The sequence below is a fragment of the Alishewanella jeotgali KCTC 22429 genome, from assembly GCF_000245735.1.
In the GTDB taxonomy this organism is placed as follows: Bacteria; Pseudomonadota; Gammaproteobacteria; order Enterobacterales; family Alteromonadaceae; genus Alishewanella; species Alishewanella jeotgali.
In genome coordinates this window covers 1-16,100 of the sequence record NZ_AHTH01000013.1, presented here as the reverse complement: position 1 = coordinate 16,100, position 16,100 = coordinate 1, and the positions used below count along the sequence as shown (strand labels likewise).

The 16,100-nt window shown below is 51.1% G+C and carries 19 protein-coding genes and 1 pseudogene; 11 read left to right on the top strand and 9 right to left on the bottom strand.

Features of this window, described 5'->3' with window-relative positions; genetic code table 11:
• Positions 1 to 95: 95 nt before the first annotated feature.
• The 6 genes from lptB to AJE_RS06340 are packed head-to-tail and all read right to left on the bottom strand — an operon-like array spanning position 96 to position 4,361.
• Positions 96 to 818, bottom strand: a complete 723-nt coding sequence (lptB, locus tag AJE_RS06365; RefSeq protein WP_008950152.1) for an LPS export ABC transporter ATP-binding protein — start codon at positions 816 to 818, stop codon at positions 96 to 98.
• Positions 815 to 1,306: a lipopolysaccharide transport periplasmic protein LptA gene (lptA, locus tag AJE_RS06360; RefSeq protein ID WP_008606866.1), complete on the bottom strand. Its 492-nt coding sequence runs from the start codon at positions 1,304 to 1,306 to the stop codon at positions 815 to 817. The genes lptB and lptA overlap by 4 nt, the downstream gene beginning before the upstream one ends.
• Positions 1,296 to 1,850, bottom strand: a complete 555-nt coding sequence (gene lptC, locus AJE_RS06355; protein WP_008606867.1) for an LPS export ABC transporter periplasmic protein LptC — start codon at positions 1,848 to 1,850, stop codon at positions 1,296 to 1,298. Before lptC ends, lptA begins: the two co-directional genes overlap by 11 nt.
• Entirely contained in the window at positions 1,847 to 2,401 is a 555-nt protein-coding gene (gene kdsC / locus AJE_RS06350) for a 3-deoxy-manno-octulosonate-8-phosphatase KdsC (protein ID WP_008950151.1), read from the bottom strand. The genes lptC and kdsC overlap by 4 nt, the downstream gene beginning before the upstream one ends.
• Complete coding sequence (locus AJE_RS06345) at positions 2,402 to 3,373, bottom strand: KpsF/GutQ family sugar-phosphate isomerase (protein ID WP_008606869.1); 972 nt, start codon at positions 3,371 to 3,373, stop codon at positions 2,402 to 2,404.
• 10 nt (positions 3,374 to 3,383) lie between these two features.
• Entirely contained in the window at positions 3,384 to 4,361 is a 978-nt protein-coding gene (locus AJE_RS06340) for a calcium/sodium antiporter (protein WP_008606870.1), read from the bottom strand.
• 276 nt (positions 4,362 to 4,637) lie between these two features.
• On the opposite strand from AJE_RS06340, the gene mlaF reads away from it, so the two are divergent.
• The 7 genes from mlaF to murA are packed head-to-tail and all read left to right on the top strand — an operon-like array spanning position 4,638 to position 9,185.
• Positions 4,638 to 5,444: a phospholipid ABC transporter ATP-binding protein MlaF gene (gene mlaF, locus AJE_RS06335; RefSeq protein WP_008606871.1), complete on the top strand. Its 807-nt coding sequence runs from the start codon at positions 4,638 to 4,640 to the stop codon at positions 5,442 to 5,444.
• Positions 5,441 to 6,223 (top strand): lipid asymmetry maintenance ABC transporter permease subunit MlaE, encoded by a 783-nt coding sequence (mlaE, locus tag AJE_RS06330; RefSeq protein WP_008950149.1) that lies wholly within the window; start codon positions 5,441 to 5,443, stop codon positions 6,221 to 6,223. The genes mlaF and mlaE overlap by 4 nt, the downstream gene beginning before the upstream one ends.
• Before the next feature lie 3 nt (positions 6,224 to 6,226).
• Positions 6,227 to 6,691, top strand: a complete 465-nt coding sequence (gene mlaD / locus AJE_RS06325; protein WP_008606873.1) for an outer membrane lipid asymmetry maintenance protein MlaD — start codon at positions 6,227 to 6,229, stop codon at positions 6,689 to 6,691.
• Positions 6,691 to 7,356, top strand: a complete 666-nt coding sequence (locus AJE_RS06320) for an MlaC/ttg2D family ABC transporter substrate-binding protein (RefSeq protein WP_008606875.1) — start codon at positions 6,691 to 6,693, stop codon at positions 7,354 to 7,356. Before mlaD ends, AJE_RS06320 begins: the two co-directional genes overlap by 1 nt.
• A gap of 3 nt (positions 7,357 to 7,359) precedes the next feature.
• Positions 7,360 to 7,653 (top strand): STAS domain-containing protein, encoded by a 294-nt coding sequence (locus tag AJE_RS06315; RefSeq protein WP_008606876.1) that lies wholly within the window; start codon positions 7,360 to 7,362, stop codon positions 7,651 to 7,653.
• A 9-nt stretch (positions 7,654 to 7,662) separates the two neighbouring features.
• Positions 7,663 to 7,920: a BolA family protein gene (locus tag AJE_RS06310; RefSeq protein WP_008606877.1), complete on the top strand. Its 258-nt coding sequence runs from the start codon at positions 7,663 to 7,665 to the stop codon at positions 7,918 to 7,920.
• Positions 7,921 to 7,928: 8 nt separating this feature from the next.
• Positions 7,929 to 9,185, top strand: coding sequence for a UDP-N-acetylglucosamine 1-carboxyvinyltransferase (gene murA, locus AJE_RS06305; RefSeq protein WP_008950148.1), 1,257 nt, complete (start codon positions 7,929 to 7,931; stop codon positions 9,183 to 9,185).
• A gap of 122 nt (positions 9,186 to 9,307) precedes the next feature.
• Here the strand turns inward: murA and AJE_RS06300 are convergent, their stop codons facing one another.
• The 3 genes from AJE_RS06300 to AJE_RS06290 all read right to left on the bottom strand — a co-directional run bounded on the left by AJE_RS06300 (position 9,308) and on the right by AJE_RS06290 (position 12,385).
• Positions 9,308 to 10,393 (bottom strand): trypsin-like peptidase domain-containing protein, encoded by a 1,086-nt coding sequence (locus AJE_RS06300; RefSeq protein ID WP_008950147.1) that lies wholly within the window; start codon positions 10,391 to 10,393, stop codon positions 9,308 to 9,310.
• A 91-nt stretch (positions 10,394 to 10,484) separates the two neighbouring features.
• A complete protein-coding gene (locus AJE_RS06295; RefSeq protein WP_008950146.1) occupies positions 10,485 to 11,846 on the bottom strand; it encodes a DegQ family serine endoprotease in 1,362 nt (453 codons plus the stop codon).
• A 98-nt stretch (positions 11,847 to 11,944) separates the two neighbouring features.
• Entirely contained in the window at positions 11,945 to 12,385 is a 441-nt protein-coding gene (locus AJE_RS06290) for a Z-ring associated ZapG family protein (RefSeq protein WP_008606883.1), read from the bottom strand.
• Between the two features lie 122 nt (positions 12,386 to 12,507).
• On the opposite strand from AJE_RS06290, the gene zapE reads away from it, so the two are divergent.
• The 4 genes and pseudogenes from zapE to AJE_RS06270 all read left to right on the top strand — a co-directional run.
• Positions 12,508 to 13,599: a cell division protein ZapE gene (gene zapE, locus AJE_RS06285; RefSeq protein WP_008950145.1), complete on the top strand. Its 1,092-nt coding sequence runs from the start codon at positions 12,508 to 12,510 to the stop codon at positions 13,597 to 13,599.
• Positions 13,600 to 13,788: 189 nt separating this feature from the next.
• Entirely contained in the window at positions 13,789 to 14,217 is a 429-nt protein-coding gene (rplM, locus tag AJE_RS06280) for a 50S ribosomal protein L13 (RefSeq protein ID WP_008606885.1), read from the top strand.
• Positions 14,218 to 14,229: 12 nt separating this feature from the next.
• Positions 14,230 to 14,622: a 30S ribosomal protein S9 gene (gene rpsI, locus AJE_RS06275; RefSeq protein WP_008606886.1), complete on the top strand. Its 393-nt coding sequence runs from the start codon at positions 14,230 to 14,232 to the stop codon at positions 14,620 to 14,622.
• 117 nt (positions 14,623 to 14,739) lie between these two features.
• A pseudogene (locus tag AJE_RS06270) lies at positions 14,740 to 16,100 on the top strand (IS1182 family transposase); the annotation flags it as partial.

Genomic DNA, 16,100 nt, shown 5'->3' with positions numbered 1-16,100 from the left:
AGTATATCCCCTCCATCCAGGAAGTGGCTGCGGTCTGTGCCGCCTGATTGCGCCTTCCGTGTCAGCGGGTGGAGGACTTGACGCTGATTGCCCTACTATAGCCTGAATTGCTCACCCAGGTATACATCGCGGACCTGTTGATTCGCTAACACTTCCTGCGGCGAGCCGGCGGCAATTAATTCACCATGGCTGACAATATAGGCTATTTCACAGACATCGAGGGTTTCCCGCACATTATGGTCAGTGATCAGTACCCCAATGCCGCGATGGCATAGGTGTTGAATAATTTTTTTAATATCCAGCACCGAAATCGGGTCCACACCGGCAAAGGGCTCATCCAGCAAAATAAAAGCCGGATCTGCGGCCAGGGCGCGTGCGATCTCTACCCGCCGCCGCTCACCACCAGACAGCGCCATGCCAAGGCTATTTTTAATATGGCCAATATGAAATTCTTCCAGCAGGTCATCGGCGATTTCTTCCCTTTGCTGGCGGTTAAGTTCCTTTCGGGTTTCCAGAATTGCCAGCAAATTGTCGTATACCGTCAATTTGCGGAAAATCGAACTTTCCTGCGGTAAATAACCAATACCCGCCCGGGCACGCTGATGAATAGGGGCGAAGGTGATATCTTGCTCGTTTAACGTGATCTGACCTTTATCGGATGGCACCAGACCAACAATCATATAAAAAGTGGTGGTTTTGCCGGCACCATTGGGTCCCAACAAGCCAACGATCTGACCTGCTTTGACTTCCAGACTGACATCTTTTACCACCTGCCGGCCTTTATAGCTTTTGGCCAGATGTGAAACCACTAACTTCATTGATTTTCCTTGGTTTCTGGCGTGAAAATGGTGGTTACCCGCCGGTTTTGTTCACTGCCGGCCGTTAACTGTTGTAACTCGATGTTATAACGAATCACATCACCACGCACCAGAGAACCGCTTTGGGTAAGCTCGGCATCCGCAGTCAGCGTCAGGGTCCGGCTGGCCAAATCGTAGCGGATCTCATTCGCCTGAGCCGTTACCGGCCGGTCGCCTTCCAGTAATTGGGAATAGGTAGCCGGACGACCGGTAAAAATAAACACCTCATTACCTTTACCGGCACTGGCATTGATCTCCAGCTTATCGGCTTTGATTAGCAAGGAGCCTTGGGTGACTTCGACATTGTTGACGTAAACCGCGATATTATCGCGAATGGACGCCTCAGTATTATCTGCGTTAATCGCAATCGGCAAAGTATGATCTGGCTTCGTCGCTGCCAGAGCTTGCGAACTAAAAAATACTGCAGCGATTAATAACTTAGTTTTCATTGGCGTATACCGTTTCCAGATGTTTTTGCAGCACTAAATGTTGTGCCGTGAGGTCGGCCTGCAGGCCGATGCCCAGAATATAAAAGCCTGGTCCGCTAAGCCGCACCCGCTCATGCGTTTGCAGCGTTTTTTCTGGCAACAGCATTTGTAATGAGGCTGTTTCAACCTGTTCAATAAACTCGCCAGGCAGCAAATTTCTGAGCAGGACTTGCTGTTCCAGAATAATTTTATCTTCCGGAAACCAAATACCTTGCTGACTGCTGATTTCCCAAGCGGCTTGATGTTCATCGTTAAACAGGGTGTAGCGCGGCAATTCAAACTGCGTAAAACCCAGTTGCTCAAAATGTTCCAGCCGTTTGGCTTGTAGATGATCCGCAATATAGCCCTGCTGGTCATAAACACGCAAGGTCAGGTTTTCCGCAATATAATCGGGCAGGAATTCGCGGTCGGCCTGGCGATCGGTATCGCCGCCTTGCGGCGCAAACCATAAGTAGGCCGCAAGCAGTACCAGGGCGGTGACACTTAATACGAAAAACTTTCTCATGTGCTGCTACCATCAAATTGCAGAAAGCGCTGCTGTGCAATCAGTAACAAATCACACAGTTCCCGTACCGCGCCATAGCCACCGGGTAAACTGGTGCAAAGGTGCGCCTGTTGTTGCAGATAGGGATGGGCATCCCGCACAGCGACAGCCAGGCCACAGTGCTGCATTACCTGCCAGTCGGCCAGATCATCACCTATATAGGCAACCTGATCTGGCTGAAGTTGCAACAGTGCCAGAATTTCCGCAAAGGCGGCCATTTTATTTTCCTGGCCCTGATAGATGTGCTTTACAGTCAGTGCCTTCATGCGCTGTTCTACAATAGCTGAACGCCGGCCGGTGATGACCGCCACCTCAATACCGGCCTGGCGCAATGCTTTGATGCCATAGCCATCGCGGGTGTGAAACGCTTTTAACTCTTCGCCGGCGTTGCCAAGATAGATCCTGCCATCCGAGAATACGCCGTCTACATCACATATTAATAAGCGGATTTGACGGGCCAGGTTTGCTTGCTGGTCACTGAGTGGTTGATAAAGTTGCTGATACAGCTCCATTTATAGCACCCCGGCTTTTAATAAATCATGCATATTTAAGGCGCCTACCGGCTGGCGCTGCTCATCGACTACGATCAAGCCGTTAATCTTCTTTTGCTGCATAATATTCAGTGCTTCTGCCGCTAACATATCGGCTTTGGCAGTAATGCAATTCGCCGTCATAACCTGTTCAATGGCTACGGTATGGATATCCAGGCGTTGGTCCAGAATACGTCGCAAATCACCATCCGTGAAAATACCGGCCAAACTGCCATCGGGATTGACGATAGTGGTCATCCCCAGGCCTTTCTTTGATATCTCCAGTAAGGCGTCTTTAATACTGGCTTGCCGGGCAACGATAGGGACCTGCTCGCCCTGATGCATAATATCTGACAGGCGCAGCAACAGCTTGCGGCCGAGACTTCCACCGGGGTGTGACAGCGCGAAATCATCAGCAGAAAAGCCTCTGGCATCCAGCACCGCGACGGCAATGGCATCACCCATAGCGAGGGTGGCGGTAGTGCTGGCGGTTGGTGCCAAACCCAGTGGGCAGGCTTCCTGTGCTACAGCGACACAAATATGCACATCGGCAACTTGTGCCAGAGTAGAGTCAGGTTTGCCGGTCATCGCAATCAGCGGAATGCCCAGGCGTTTGATCACCGGTACTATGGTCAAGACTTCCGCTGTTTCGCCGGAGTTTGAAATGGCAATCATAATATCACCGGCTGAAAGCATGCCCAGATCGCCATGGCTGGCTTCTCCGGGATGGACAAAAAACGCCGGCGTACCGGTCGAAGCCAGGGTCGCTGCGATCTTATTGGCAATATGACCTGACTTACCAATACCACTGACAATCACCTTGCCGCTGGCGTCCAGAATCAGCTGGCAGGCACGTTCAAAGTGCTGATCAAGGTATTGTTCCAGTTGCTGCACCGCCTGAGCTTCTATTCGCAGTACTTGCAGTGCCTGATCACGAAAAGTCTGAGAGGCCATAGTTCCTGTCTTACGCAAGTTGAGTAAATAATAAATATTGATAACCGACAAAGCCGCTTAGCAATAGACCACCTTCCAGCCGGTTAATCCGTTGCTGGCGCCCAAGTCGCAGTGACATCAGCAACATCAGCAGGGTGGCAGCAATCATCACATAGCTATCACGGGTACCTGCGTTAATATCCAGGCTGCCCGGGCCAATTACTGCGCCTAAGCCCAGCACCGCTAAAATATTAAAGATATTGGAGCCGATAATATTACCCAGCGCTAAATCATCTTCACCTTTTAAAATACCAATCACACTGGCTGCCAGTTCTGGCAGGCTGGTGCCGATGGCAATAATGGTTAAACCAATCACCAGATCGCTTAAGCCAGCATAGCGGGCAATAGTGACTGCACCATGAACCAGCAGTTGCGAACTGGCCAACAGCAATACTAAACCGGCGACGATCCAGAAAATGGCTTTAACGTTGGAGGTCGGTTCCGGCAATTCCGCTTCAATTTCGGCAATTAACGGATCGTCTGGCGTGGCATGTTTACCCCAATACACCAGTGTGGCGATAAAACCAACAAAGCACCCCAGTAATATCAAGCCTTCAGCCCGCGTTAAGTTATGGTCTGATATTAAGTAAAAGCCCAGAAAGGTAAACAGCAGCAACATTGGAAATTCGCGTTTCAGGGTAAGAGAGGCGACAGCAATAGGTTTAAGTAAGGCTGCGACGCCAATCACCAGCAGGATATTGGTGATGTTTGAACCCAGGGCGTTGCCGACCGAGGTATCTAACCGGCCCTGAGCGGCAGCAGTGGCGGAAACCAGCATTTCCGGGGCGGATGAACCCATGGCAACGATGGTTAAGCCGATAATCATTGGCGAGATACCGCTATTACGGGCAATTGAAGAAGCACCATAGACAAAACGGTCGGCGCTCCAAATCAACAAGACCAGGCCGACGATAACAAAGATGATGGCTAACGACAAAGGTGATATCATAGTGTCCGGTTTTAGGTGTAAACAACGAGCAGGTATTTTCCCGCTTCTTGTCAACAAATGCAAAAAAACCTCGGCTTTAGTGCAGTCAGGTACGGCTTTTCGAATTTGCGCATACTTTGTTACGAATTTTTGTAACCACTCCGCAGGTGATTCCGTTTACAATAATACAACCTTGACGTCTGGCAATGATTGCAAACATACAGTTATGTATGTAAACATGCCAGTCTGACACTTAAGTTAGCCGTAGCCGGTATCACGGTTAATTCATGGAGAACGATGTTGTCTGAGATATTAATAGATATTCAGGGGCTAAGCTTTTCGCGCGGTGATCGCCCGATCTACCGGGCCATGAATATGCAGGTGCAGCGCGGTAAGGTCACTGCCATTATGGGGCCAAGTGGCATTGGCAAAACCACACTGCTCAAGCTGATTGGCGGCCAGCTCAAACCTGACAGTGGGAAAATTCTGTTTGAAGGCCGGGATATTCCTCGCCTGTCACGCAGCGAGCTGTATCAGGCGCGCAAAAAAATGAGCATGCTGTTTCAAAGCGGTGCCTTGTTTACCGAAATGACCGTTTTTGACAACGTGGCCTTTCCGCTGCGCGAACATACCAAGCTACCGGAGTCGCTGATCCGCCGCATTGTGCTGATGAAGCTGGAAGCTGTTGGCTTACGTGGTGCCCGTGACTTGATGCCAGCTGAATTGTCCGGTGGTATGGCACGTCGTGCGGCGCTGGCCAGGGCTATAGCACTTGATCCTGAGCTGATTATGTACGATGAGCCCTTTGCCGGGCAGGATCCGATTTCGATGGGCGTGATTGTCCGTCTGATCCGTGAGCTGAATAATGCACTGGGTCTGACCTCAGTGGTGGTATCGCATGATGTGACTGAAGTGATGAGTATCGCTGATTATGTCTATGTGGTGGCGGATAAAACGGTGATTGGCGAGGGCACTCCGGAACAACTACGTAATGACCCTTCGCCGCTGGTGCAACAGTTCCTGCGCGGTGAAGCAGATGGTCCGGTACCTTTCCACTTTAAAGCCGCGGCCTATCAGGATGAATTAATGGAGCTGACAAGGTGATTGCTGACAGATTACAACGAATAGGTCATAGCACCATCAGCACAGTAGCCGGTTTTGGCCGCGCCGGCTTTATGTTGTTTGGTGCCTTACTGGGTAAGCCAGACTTCCGCAAGGGCTTTCCGCTACTGGTGAAACAGCTCTATGTGATAGGGGTTCTTTCACTGCTGATTATTCTGGTATCAGGCCTCTTTATCGGTATGGTACTGGCACTGCAGGGGTACAACGTACTGGTGAAGTTTGGCGCTGAGGGCATGCTTGGGCCTTTGGTTTCGCTCAGTTTACTACGTGAACTCGGCCCGGTGGTGACAGCCTTGTTGTTTGCCGGTCGGGCGGGCAGTGCTTTAACGGCCGAGATCGGCCTGATGAAGGCAACGGAACAGCTGTCCAGTATGGAAATGATGGCTGTTGACCCTTTACGCCGCATTATCGCCCCAAGATTCTGGGCCGGTGTGATCTGTATGCCGTTGTTAGCATTAATTTTTAATGCTGTTGGTATCTTAGGTGGCCACCTGGTAGGTGTGGAATGGTTAGGTGTTGATGCCGGTAGCTACTGGTCAGCGATGCAGGCTAATGTCGATTTGTATCAGGATGTGATGAATGGTGTCATTAAAAGTCTGGTGTTTGCGCTGGTGGTGATCTGGATTGCTTTACACAAAGGCTATGATGCCGTGCCAACCTCTGAGGGGATCAGCCGGGCGACGACTGAGACGGTAGTGACGGCGTCGCTGGCTGTTTTGGGTTTTGATTTCATATTAACTGCAGTAATGTTTGGTGGATAAAAGATGACCACACGTAAAATGGAAATACTGGTAGGTGGCTTTATTGTGCTGGCGTTTGCCGCCTTTGTGATGTTGGCGTTACGGGTAGCGGATACCGGCTTTGGCGGTAATTCGCAAACCTATACCCTGTTCGCTAAATTCGACAACATAGGTGGTCTGAAAGTGCGGTCACCGGTCAAAGTCGGTGGCGTCATCGTAGGTCGTGTCAGCTCGATCGAGCTGGATCGGGTCACTTACACGCCGGTGGTTCGCCTGGCGATTAATACCGAATACAGCAACTTTCCGGAAACCAGTTCTGTTGCCATCCTGACTTCAGGTCTGTTAGGTGAGCAGTATATTGGCTTGATACCGGGCTTTGTCGACGATACGGTCGAGATGCTGGCAGATGGCGACATGATTGAAGACACCCGTTCTGCCATCGTGCTGGAAGAGTTAATTGGTCAGTTTTTATTTAACCGGGGGAACTAATGAACGCCTTACTGAAAAATCTTACAGCCCTGCTTGCGGTTACCACGCTCTGGTTAGCGCCGGCGCAGGCAACGGAAACCTTTAGCGATCCGAACAAACTGATTGAAGTGGTTGCCGATAAAACCTTTAGTCGGATCAAGGCTGATCAGCCACTGATCCAGCAGGATTTAGAGCATCTGCGCACTATCGTGATTGAAGAGCTGCTGCCCTATGTCGATAGCCGCTATGCCGCTGCCACTATTGTCGGCCGCAGCGTAGATATCCGTGCCAATCAAGAAGCCTTTAATGAGTTTGTCAGTGCTTTTGAGCAGTATATGATTGGCTCTTATGCTGGTGCTTTAACTTACTATAAAGAGCAGAAGGTGATGATTGAGCCATCACGCGCCATTGGCAATAACCTGATCACCACAGTACGTACCCGGGTCATTGATCCGGGCAAGCCGGATATTGTGATTGATTTTAAATTACGCCGGCCGCGTAATGCGGAAACCTGGCTGGTGATCGATATGATTGCCGAAGGTATCTCATTACTGGATAGCAAGCGTGCTGAGTTAAGTAATTTAATCCGCCAGCAAGGCTTGGAGCGGGTAACCGTGATGTTGCGCGAAAAAGCCAAAGATCCGGTGAAGATCCCGGAAGCTGAGCCAGCTGGTACGGCGGAGTAAATTGTGGCACTAACCATTACCCAGCAGGGGCAGGTTCTCGTTTTTCGCGGTGAGCTGGATCGGGAAACCCTGCTCGACTATTTGCCTTTTACGCTGTTAAAAAGCTTATCAGGGCAGGTTGTTTTTGATTTCTCCGCCCTAACCAATGTAGACTCAGCCGGGTTAGCCTGGCTGATCGAACAGCTGGCGCTGGCACAACAGCGGGATCTGCAGTTGCAGATCCGCCAGGCTCCGGCACAACTCCTGTCATTGGCACGAGTTAGCGCCGTTGCCGATCTATTGCCGATAGTCGATTAAGGTGCTCAGATGGAGTTACAACAGATTGAACAGCTGCTGCAAACCGAGCTGCAGCTGAGTGAAGTGTATGTCAAAGCAGAAGGTTCGCATTATGCAGTCACCGCCGTCGGCAGCTGTTTTGATGGGTTAAGTCGCGTTAAGCAACAGCAAATGGTCTACGCACCTTTGATGCAAGCCATTGCTGATGGCAGTATTCACGCGCTCAGTATTAAAGCCTTTACGCCAGAGCAATGGCGTAGAGAAAAGTTACTCAATCCTCCGTTCTGAGATTTTCTATGCAACAGTTTCTTGTTACCGCCAATGGCCCTCTGCAGGGAGAGGTCGTGATCTCCGGCGCTAAAAATGCCGCCCTGCCAATTTTATTTGCCAGCTTGTTGGCCGAGCAGCCAACAACGATCAGCAATGTGCCGCGCTTAAAAGATATTGAAACCACCCTGAAGCTGTTGCAACTTTTCGGTGCCAAGGTCTCACATGAGGATGATGTGGTTAGCGTTGACGCCAGTGCCATCAGCAATCAGTTTGCGCCTTACGAGCTGGTTAAAACCATGCGTGCCTCTATTCTGGCACTGGGCCCGTTACTGACGCGCTTTGGCCAGGCAGAAGTGTCCTTGCCTGGTGGCTGCGCTATCGGCGCCCGGCCGGTTAACCTGCATATCGATGGTCTGCGCAAGATGGGGGCAGAAATTACCGTTGAGAACGGCTATATCAAAGCCCGCGCCAGCCGTTTAAAGGCGGCACATATCGTAATGGATATGGTCAGCGTAACCGGTACTGAGAACCTGATGATGGCCGCCGTACTGGCAGATGGCAAAACCATTATTGAGAATGCAGCCCGCGAGCCGGAAGTGGTCGATTTGGCGGTCTATCTGAACAGTCATGGTGCGAAAATCAGTGGTGCCGGTACCGATACGCTGGTGATCGAAGGGGTGCCAGCATTGCATGGTGGTCAGCATAAGGTACTGCCGGATCGCATTGAAACCGGCACCTTCCTGGTTGCTGCTGCCGTCACCAAAGGCGATATTATTTGTCGCAATGCCGCGCCAGCCGATCTGGAAGTGGTATTGGAGAAATTGCGTGAAGCCGGCGCCGAGGTTACTACAGGTGAAGACTGGATCCGCCTGAATATGACGGGCCGCAAGCTGAATTCAGTTGATGTGAAAACGGTACCGCATCCTGGCTTTCCAACCGATATGCAGGCGCAATTTACTGTGCTAAACGTGGTTGCCGAAGGCGTGGGTATGGTCACGGAAACGATCTTTGAAAACCGCTTTATGCACGTACCTGAATTACAGCGCATGGGCGCCCGTATTCGTCTGGAGGGCAATACCGCTGTTTGTCAGCACAGCCCTTCGCTGACTGCGGCTCAGGTGATGGCAACCGACCTGCGTGCTTCGGCCAGCCTGGTTATTGCCGGTCTGGTAGCGCAGGGGACCACTGTTGTCGACCGGATATATCATATTGATCGCGGTTACGAGCGCATCGAAGACAAGCTACAGCGGCTGGGCGCGCATATCGAGCGGATTAACGCCTGATAGCGAGCTGTTTAGCCAACGAAAAATACCCGGTTTGAGCCGGGTATTTTTTTGGCGACGCTTTGTATGGCACTGATGTTGGCTGCTGACTGGTAGCGCTGAGTCGGTGAGGTCAAGGTGAATTAACGGCGGCGTTGTTCCCGCACTGTGGTCGCGATAGTCAGGCGCTGACCGCCGCGATCGATAGTGATAGGTAGCTCAGTATCCGGTTTGGTTTCAGCAATAAAGTTCATCGCCTGGCGCATATCACTGAATTGTTGGCCTGCTATTTCCAGAATAATATCGCCGCTTTGCAAACCTGCAACGGCGGCTGGACCGCCTGCGGCGACTTCCGTTAGCATCAAGCCGTATAGCGGTTGTCCGGTAGAAAACAGACGATCACCGGCAGAGTTCACCACTGCTTCGCCAGACACGCCAAGGTAGCTGCGGGTAACCCGGCCATATTTGATCAGTTTTTCCATAATATTGCGCGCCAGCTGGTAGGGCACAGCAAAAAAGATACCCTGAATGTCCTGATTCTGTACCTGAAAGGCTGCTGCATTAATGCCAACCAGCACGCCATTACTGTTCACCAGGGCGCCCCCTGAGTTCCCTTTGTTGATGGCAGCGTCCATCCGCATAAAATCCGGATAACCGCGCGAGCTCAAGCCGGTATTGCCATTAGCACTGATAATACCCTGAGTGATGGTCTGACCTAAATTGAGTGGGTTGCCAATGGCCAGCACCAGATCACCGACCTGGGGCTCAATTGACGGATCCTGCGGGATCACCGGCAGATTATCTGCCTGCACGTATAGCACGGCTAAATCAGAGATTTCATCCTGGCCAATTAATACTGCTTCCAGCCAGCGGCCATCCTGCAGCGCCACTTCAATATGGTCGGCGCCATAAACGACATGATAGTTAGTCAGAATATAGCCTTCAGCCGACATAATGACGCCTGAGCCCAGCTCCTGGCGTTCAATAGTACGGGGGCGCAGCGAGCGGGGATCGACGATGCGGCTACGTGTATAGACATTGACGACGGCGGGGGCAGCCCGTCTAACGGCGCGGCTATAGGATACCGGCGCAGTGCTTTGTTCTTCAGCCTGGGACTGGAAACTGGGCAAGCTGATACCGGCCAGGTTCGGGAAAAACCAAACCAGGATAAATGCCAGGGCCAGGCCATAGGCAATGCTTCGCAGGATAAACAGCAGGCTGGTGCGCACAGTTTCATTTCTGAACGAGAATTAATAGCGCTAGCATAGCATTAAAAGCGGGCAGACAGTAGCGCTAAGCGACTGTTGCCCGCGAAGATTTTTAGCGGATCAGGATATAGAGCAGGCTATCTCCACGCTGGATATTCAGCGCCGCCACACCGCCGTCACGTTGTTCCAGTAAACGGCGTAGCTCATTCATATTGCTAACGCGTTGCCGGTTAACGCCAACAATCAGGTCGCCCTGGCGTAAACCCACCTGCGCAGCGGCTGAATTGGCTTCAATTGCGGTAATTTCAATGCCGCGCTCGGTATTACTGAGGGTTGCCCCTCTGAGCATCGGGTGCAGCTCAGTCGCTTCAACCGTGGTGCTGGCCGCTTCTTGCAGCGTGACTTTGATATTACGCTCACGGCCATCCCGCAGTACGCCAAGCGTCACTTCCCGACCGGCACCCAGGGTAGCAATTTTGGCGCGCAACTCATCAAAACTCTGAATGCGGTTGCTGTTAATGCTGACAATCACATCGCCGGATTGCAGCCCCGCCTTGGCAGCCGCACTGTCGGGCAGAACTTCACCGACAAAGGCGCCACGGTTGACGTTCAGATTTAACGCCTTGGTCAATTCAGCTGTGACATTGGAGCCACGCACCCCGAGGCTGCCACGGCGCACTTCACCAAACTCCAGGATCTGATCAACCAGATTTTTCATCATATTACTGGGAATGGCGAAACCAATACCAATATTGCCGCCGTTGGGGCCAAGGATAGCAGTATTAATACCGATCAGCTCACCACGCAGGTTCACCAGAGCGCCGCCCGAGTTACCGCTGTTAATGGCGGCATCGGTCTGAATAAAGTCTTCAAAGGCATCACCGCGGTTCAGGCCACTGCGGCTTAGTGAACTGATGATACCGGAGGTTACGGTTTGCTCCAGTCCAAAGGGGTTACCGATGGCGATGGCAAAATCACCAACCCGCAATTGATCAGAGTCGGCCAGCGGCAGTTGCACCAGATCTTTGGCTTCAATCTGTAACAGTGCGATATCGCTTTCCGGATCGGCACCGAGTTTTTTCGCGCTAAAGGTGCGGCCGTCTTTCAGCCGTACCTGAATTTCACTGGCGTCCTGTACCACATGGTTATTGGTAACAATATAGCCTTTGGCGGCATCGATAATTACGCCGGAACCCAGGCCACGGAACGGCCGCTCTTCACGCAGTTCACCCGGACCGCGCGGCCCAAAGAAATGCCGGAATGCATCGGGTACCCGCTGCCGGACTTCGCGACTACCAGCCACTGAAATATAAACTACGGCTGGCGTTGCTTGTTCCAGCATCGGCGCCAGGGTCGGCATTTCCTGCTGATTGGCGCGATTGAGAAAGGGTAGGGCGGCATTCGCCGGCGTTACCGCAGTGAGGGTGAATGCTGCAAAAACTGCAGCGCTAAGCAAAGACAGTTTTTTATTCATCGTCTGATAGACTCCTCAAGAAAAGGTGAGACTAAGAGGCGTTTTAGATAAAAAAGTTCTGAATTAATCGCCGAAATTTATTGCTGTAAAGGACGAACTTAGTCGTCCTTACGCGGTTTTTCCTTAATCAGCCCGCTGGCCTCACCGGAGTAGTCGCGTGGTTGCTGTTCCGTTACCGAGTGCTGACGGCGACGCTCATCCAGCTGATGTAACGACTGTTTGATCTGGCGGTGGGTGTCGGCCGAAAAGAAATTAATTTCATCCCGCGGATTAACCGGTTGCTCAACCAGTTGCATCTTGGATTGCTGCACATGACGGGCGATCTTGGCGTAGTTATCCTGCAGCTGACTCATTAACTGGTGCGTGGTGTCCAGATGTTCAGACACATCCTGGCGATATTGCGCCAACTGTTTCTTACTTTCATCCAGTTCCTGTTGTAACTTGCTTTGCCCGAATTGGCGGATACTGATTAAACGGGTGGTTACGCCACCGACGATGATGCCAACAACTAACCAGACCAGAGACGTCGTTAAGTCCATGCTAACTCCTTAATTACAAAAATATGGCGTAGTCTACCCTAACTTCTTATACAAGGTGGTAAGGCATGTTAAGATTATGAACCTTAATTAGAGGTTAACCAGCAGACTTTCAAGTAAAACTTATGACGCCACTGGAAAAATATCAGCAAGATCTGAAACGTGCTGATTTTCATTATGATGCTGCGCAGGAGTTTGCGGTTAAGCAACTGCAGCGCCTGTTCGATGATTATATCAACCGCCCGCCTTACAAACCCAGTTTATGGCAGCGCTTGAGTGGTAAGGTGCAGCTACCGCAGCCATTGCTGGGCTTATATTTCTGGGGCGGTGTCGGGCGTGGTAAAACCTATCTGGTGGACACCTTCTACGAATGCCTGCCAGGCGAGCGCAAGCTGCGCGTGCATTTCCACCGTTTTATGCACCGGGTGCATGAAGAGCTAAAACAGCTGAAAGGCGTCAGTGATCCGCTGGAAAAAGTGGCCGATCGCTTTAAGGCGCAAACCGATATTATCTGTTTTGATGAGTTCTTTGTCTCTGATATTACCGATGCGATGATCCTGGGTACGCTAATGCAGGCACTGTTCGCCCGGGGTATCACGCTGGTAGCAACCTCAAATATTGAACCCGATGGCCTGTATCGCAATGGCCTGCAGCGGGCGCGCTTTCTGCCGGCAATTGAACTGATAAAACGCTACACCAAGGTGGTTAATGTCGACAGCGGTATTGATTACCGGCTACGCACCCTGGAACAAGCCGAGATTTATCACTACCCACTTGACCCGCAAGCTGATACCAATCTGGAACAGTACTTTCTGGTACTGTCAGTTGAGCCGCGGCAAAGCGCGGTCAGTATCGAAGTGGCGAACCGTAAACTGCAAACCCGTGCCGAGGCCGATGGCATTGTCTGGTTTAGTTTTTATGAGCTGTGTGAAACCGCCCGTAGTCAGTATGACTATATGGAATTGAGCAAGTTATACCATACCGTGCTGTTATCCGGTGTGCAGCCCATGGGGCAGCATAATGACGATGTGGCGCGCCGCTTTATTGCGCTGGTTGACGAATTCTACGAGCGGCACGTTAAGTTAATTATCTCGGCCGCGGTACCGCTGGAACAGCTATATCAGGGCGGTTTACTCAGTTTTGAATTTAAACGCTGTATCAGCCGGTTACAGGAAATGCAGTCGCATGATTATCTGGCCAGCGAACATTTACCCTAAGCTAAAAAATTTCGCGTCAGACTGCTGATCTTTATTGCTGTTTAATATATAATCCGCGCCCGGCCAACGTTACAGCCTTATACTGCCGTTAGCCCGGCAGTTTTTGCATTCGAAGGGGTGCGATAACGACACTGTGCATCAGCCCTGCACTTTGTCAGGTGTAACTTTAGTTATTTTGGAATGAGTTTAATGAAAACTTTTACTGCAAAACCAGAAAGCGTAACTCGCGACTGGTACGTTGTTGATGCAAACGGTAAGACATTAGGTCGTATCGCTACTGAGATCGCTGCGCGTCTGCGTGGTAAGCATAAGCCGGAATTCACGCCGCACGTTGACACTGGTGACTACATCATCGTGGTAAACGCGGACAAAGTGGTTGTTACCGGTAACAAAGCTCAGGCGAAAATGTATTACTCGCACACTGGTTTCCCAGGCGGTATCAAAGAAATCAACTTCGAGAAGTTGATTGCTAAGAAGCCGGAAATGGTTCTGGAATCAGCTATCAAAGGCATGTTGCCTAAAGGCCCACTGGGTCGCGCTATGTTCCGTAAGTTAAAAGTTTACGCCGGCGCAGAGCATCAGCACGCTGCTCAGCAACCGCAAGTTTTAGATATTTAATCGGAGCATAACATGGCACAGAATCAATACTACGGAACTGGTCGTCGTAAGAGCTCAACGGCGCGTGTTTTCTTAAAAGCTGGTTCAGGTAACATCGTTGTTAACCAACGTGGCCTGAAAGAGTACTTCGGCCGTGAAACTGCCTGCATGGTAGTAAAGCAGCCGTTAGAACTGGTTGATATGGTAGAAAAGTTTGACCTGTACATCACTGTTAAAGGCGGTGGTATTTCTGGTCAGGCCGGCGCTATCCGTCACGGTATCACCCGTGCACTGATGGAATTTGACGAGTCACTGCGTCCAGCCCTGCGTAAAGCTGGCTTCGTTACCCGTGACGCCCGTCAGGTTGAGCGTAAGAAAGTGGGTCTGCGTAAAGCACGTAAACGTCCACAGTACTCAAAGCGTTAATTTCGTTTTGTACAGAAAAACCCGGTATTACCGGGTTTTTCAGACTGCTGACAAAGTCCTGGACGCCGATCCAGGACTTTGATCTAATAGGGTTAGTTGATTTGAAGGCTAACCAACATGCTCAAAACTCCCTCTCCTCAACAATATCAGTTAGAAATGGTCACGCTCGAAGAGCTGGTACCGAAGAACCATTTGGTTCGCAAGGTCGATGCCGCCATTGATTTCGAGTTCATTCGTGCTGAAGTCGAACATCTCTACTGCAAAGATAATGGCCGTCCGCCGATTGACCCTGTCCGTTTGTTTAAGATGATGATCCTCGGCTATCTGTTTGGCATTCCCAGTGAGCGTCGTCTGGTACAGGAAATTCAGGTTAATGTGGCTTATCGCTGGTTTTTGCGGATGGGATTAACCGAGAAAGTGCCTGATGCCTCCACGCTGAGCCAGAATCGTATTCGTCGTTTTAACGGCACGGATGTGTTTCAGCGTATCTTCGACCGGATAGTTGAACAGGCGTATGAGCAGCGTCTGATTGGTGGTCACACGCTTTACACTGACAGCACACATTTAAAAGCCAATGCCAATAAGCGCAAGGCGGTGAACAAAGAGGTGGCGGTCAGTGCATCGGCGTATATCGCTGAGCTCAACAAGGCGGTTGAAGAGGACCGGTTAGCCCATGGCAAAGCGCCACTGAAGCAAGATGACTCGAAGGAGCCCGAAACCAAAAATCAAAAGGTCAGCACAACCGACCCTGACAGTGGCTTTATGACGCGGGAAGGCAAACCACAGGGCTTCTTCTACCTTGGACCATCGCACCGTGGATGGCCGCCACGGCATCATCACGGATACCTTCGTGACGCCGGGGAATGTGCATGATAGCCAGCCCTATCTGGCCAGATTAGACCGTCAGCTTGAGCGCTTTAAGTTTAGTCCGATAGCCGTTGGTTTGGATGCGGGCTACTTTACTGCACCGCTTTGCCATTTAATCCGGGAGCGGCAAATTGCACCGGTTATTGCCTACCGTCGTCCCAATGTCACCGCTAATCCGATTAAGAAGAAGCAATTTACCTACGATAAAACAACCGATACCTATCGTTGCCCCCAAGGTGAAATCCTGACTTACAGCACGACAGACCGTCAGGGCTACCGGCATTATCAATCTAACCCTAAAGTGTGTCAGGATTGCCCGCTACGTCAGGACTGCACGAAGAACAAGCAGTATAAGAAAACGATAACCCGGCATGTCTGGGAAGAGGATAAAGAGCATGTGAGTGGTTTGCGGCTGCTGTCCGTGGGGTAAGAAGATTTACAACCGACGAAAAGAGACGGTTGAACGCAGCTTCGCAGACGCAAAACAGCATCATGGCCATCGCTATGCACGGTTCCGTGGTCTGGCGAAAGTGCAGATGCAGTGTTTACTGGCGGCGGTAGCGCAAAACATCAAGAAAATGGCCTTGCTGGCCTTTTTATCGCTTTTTTAT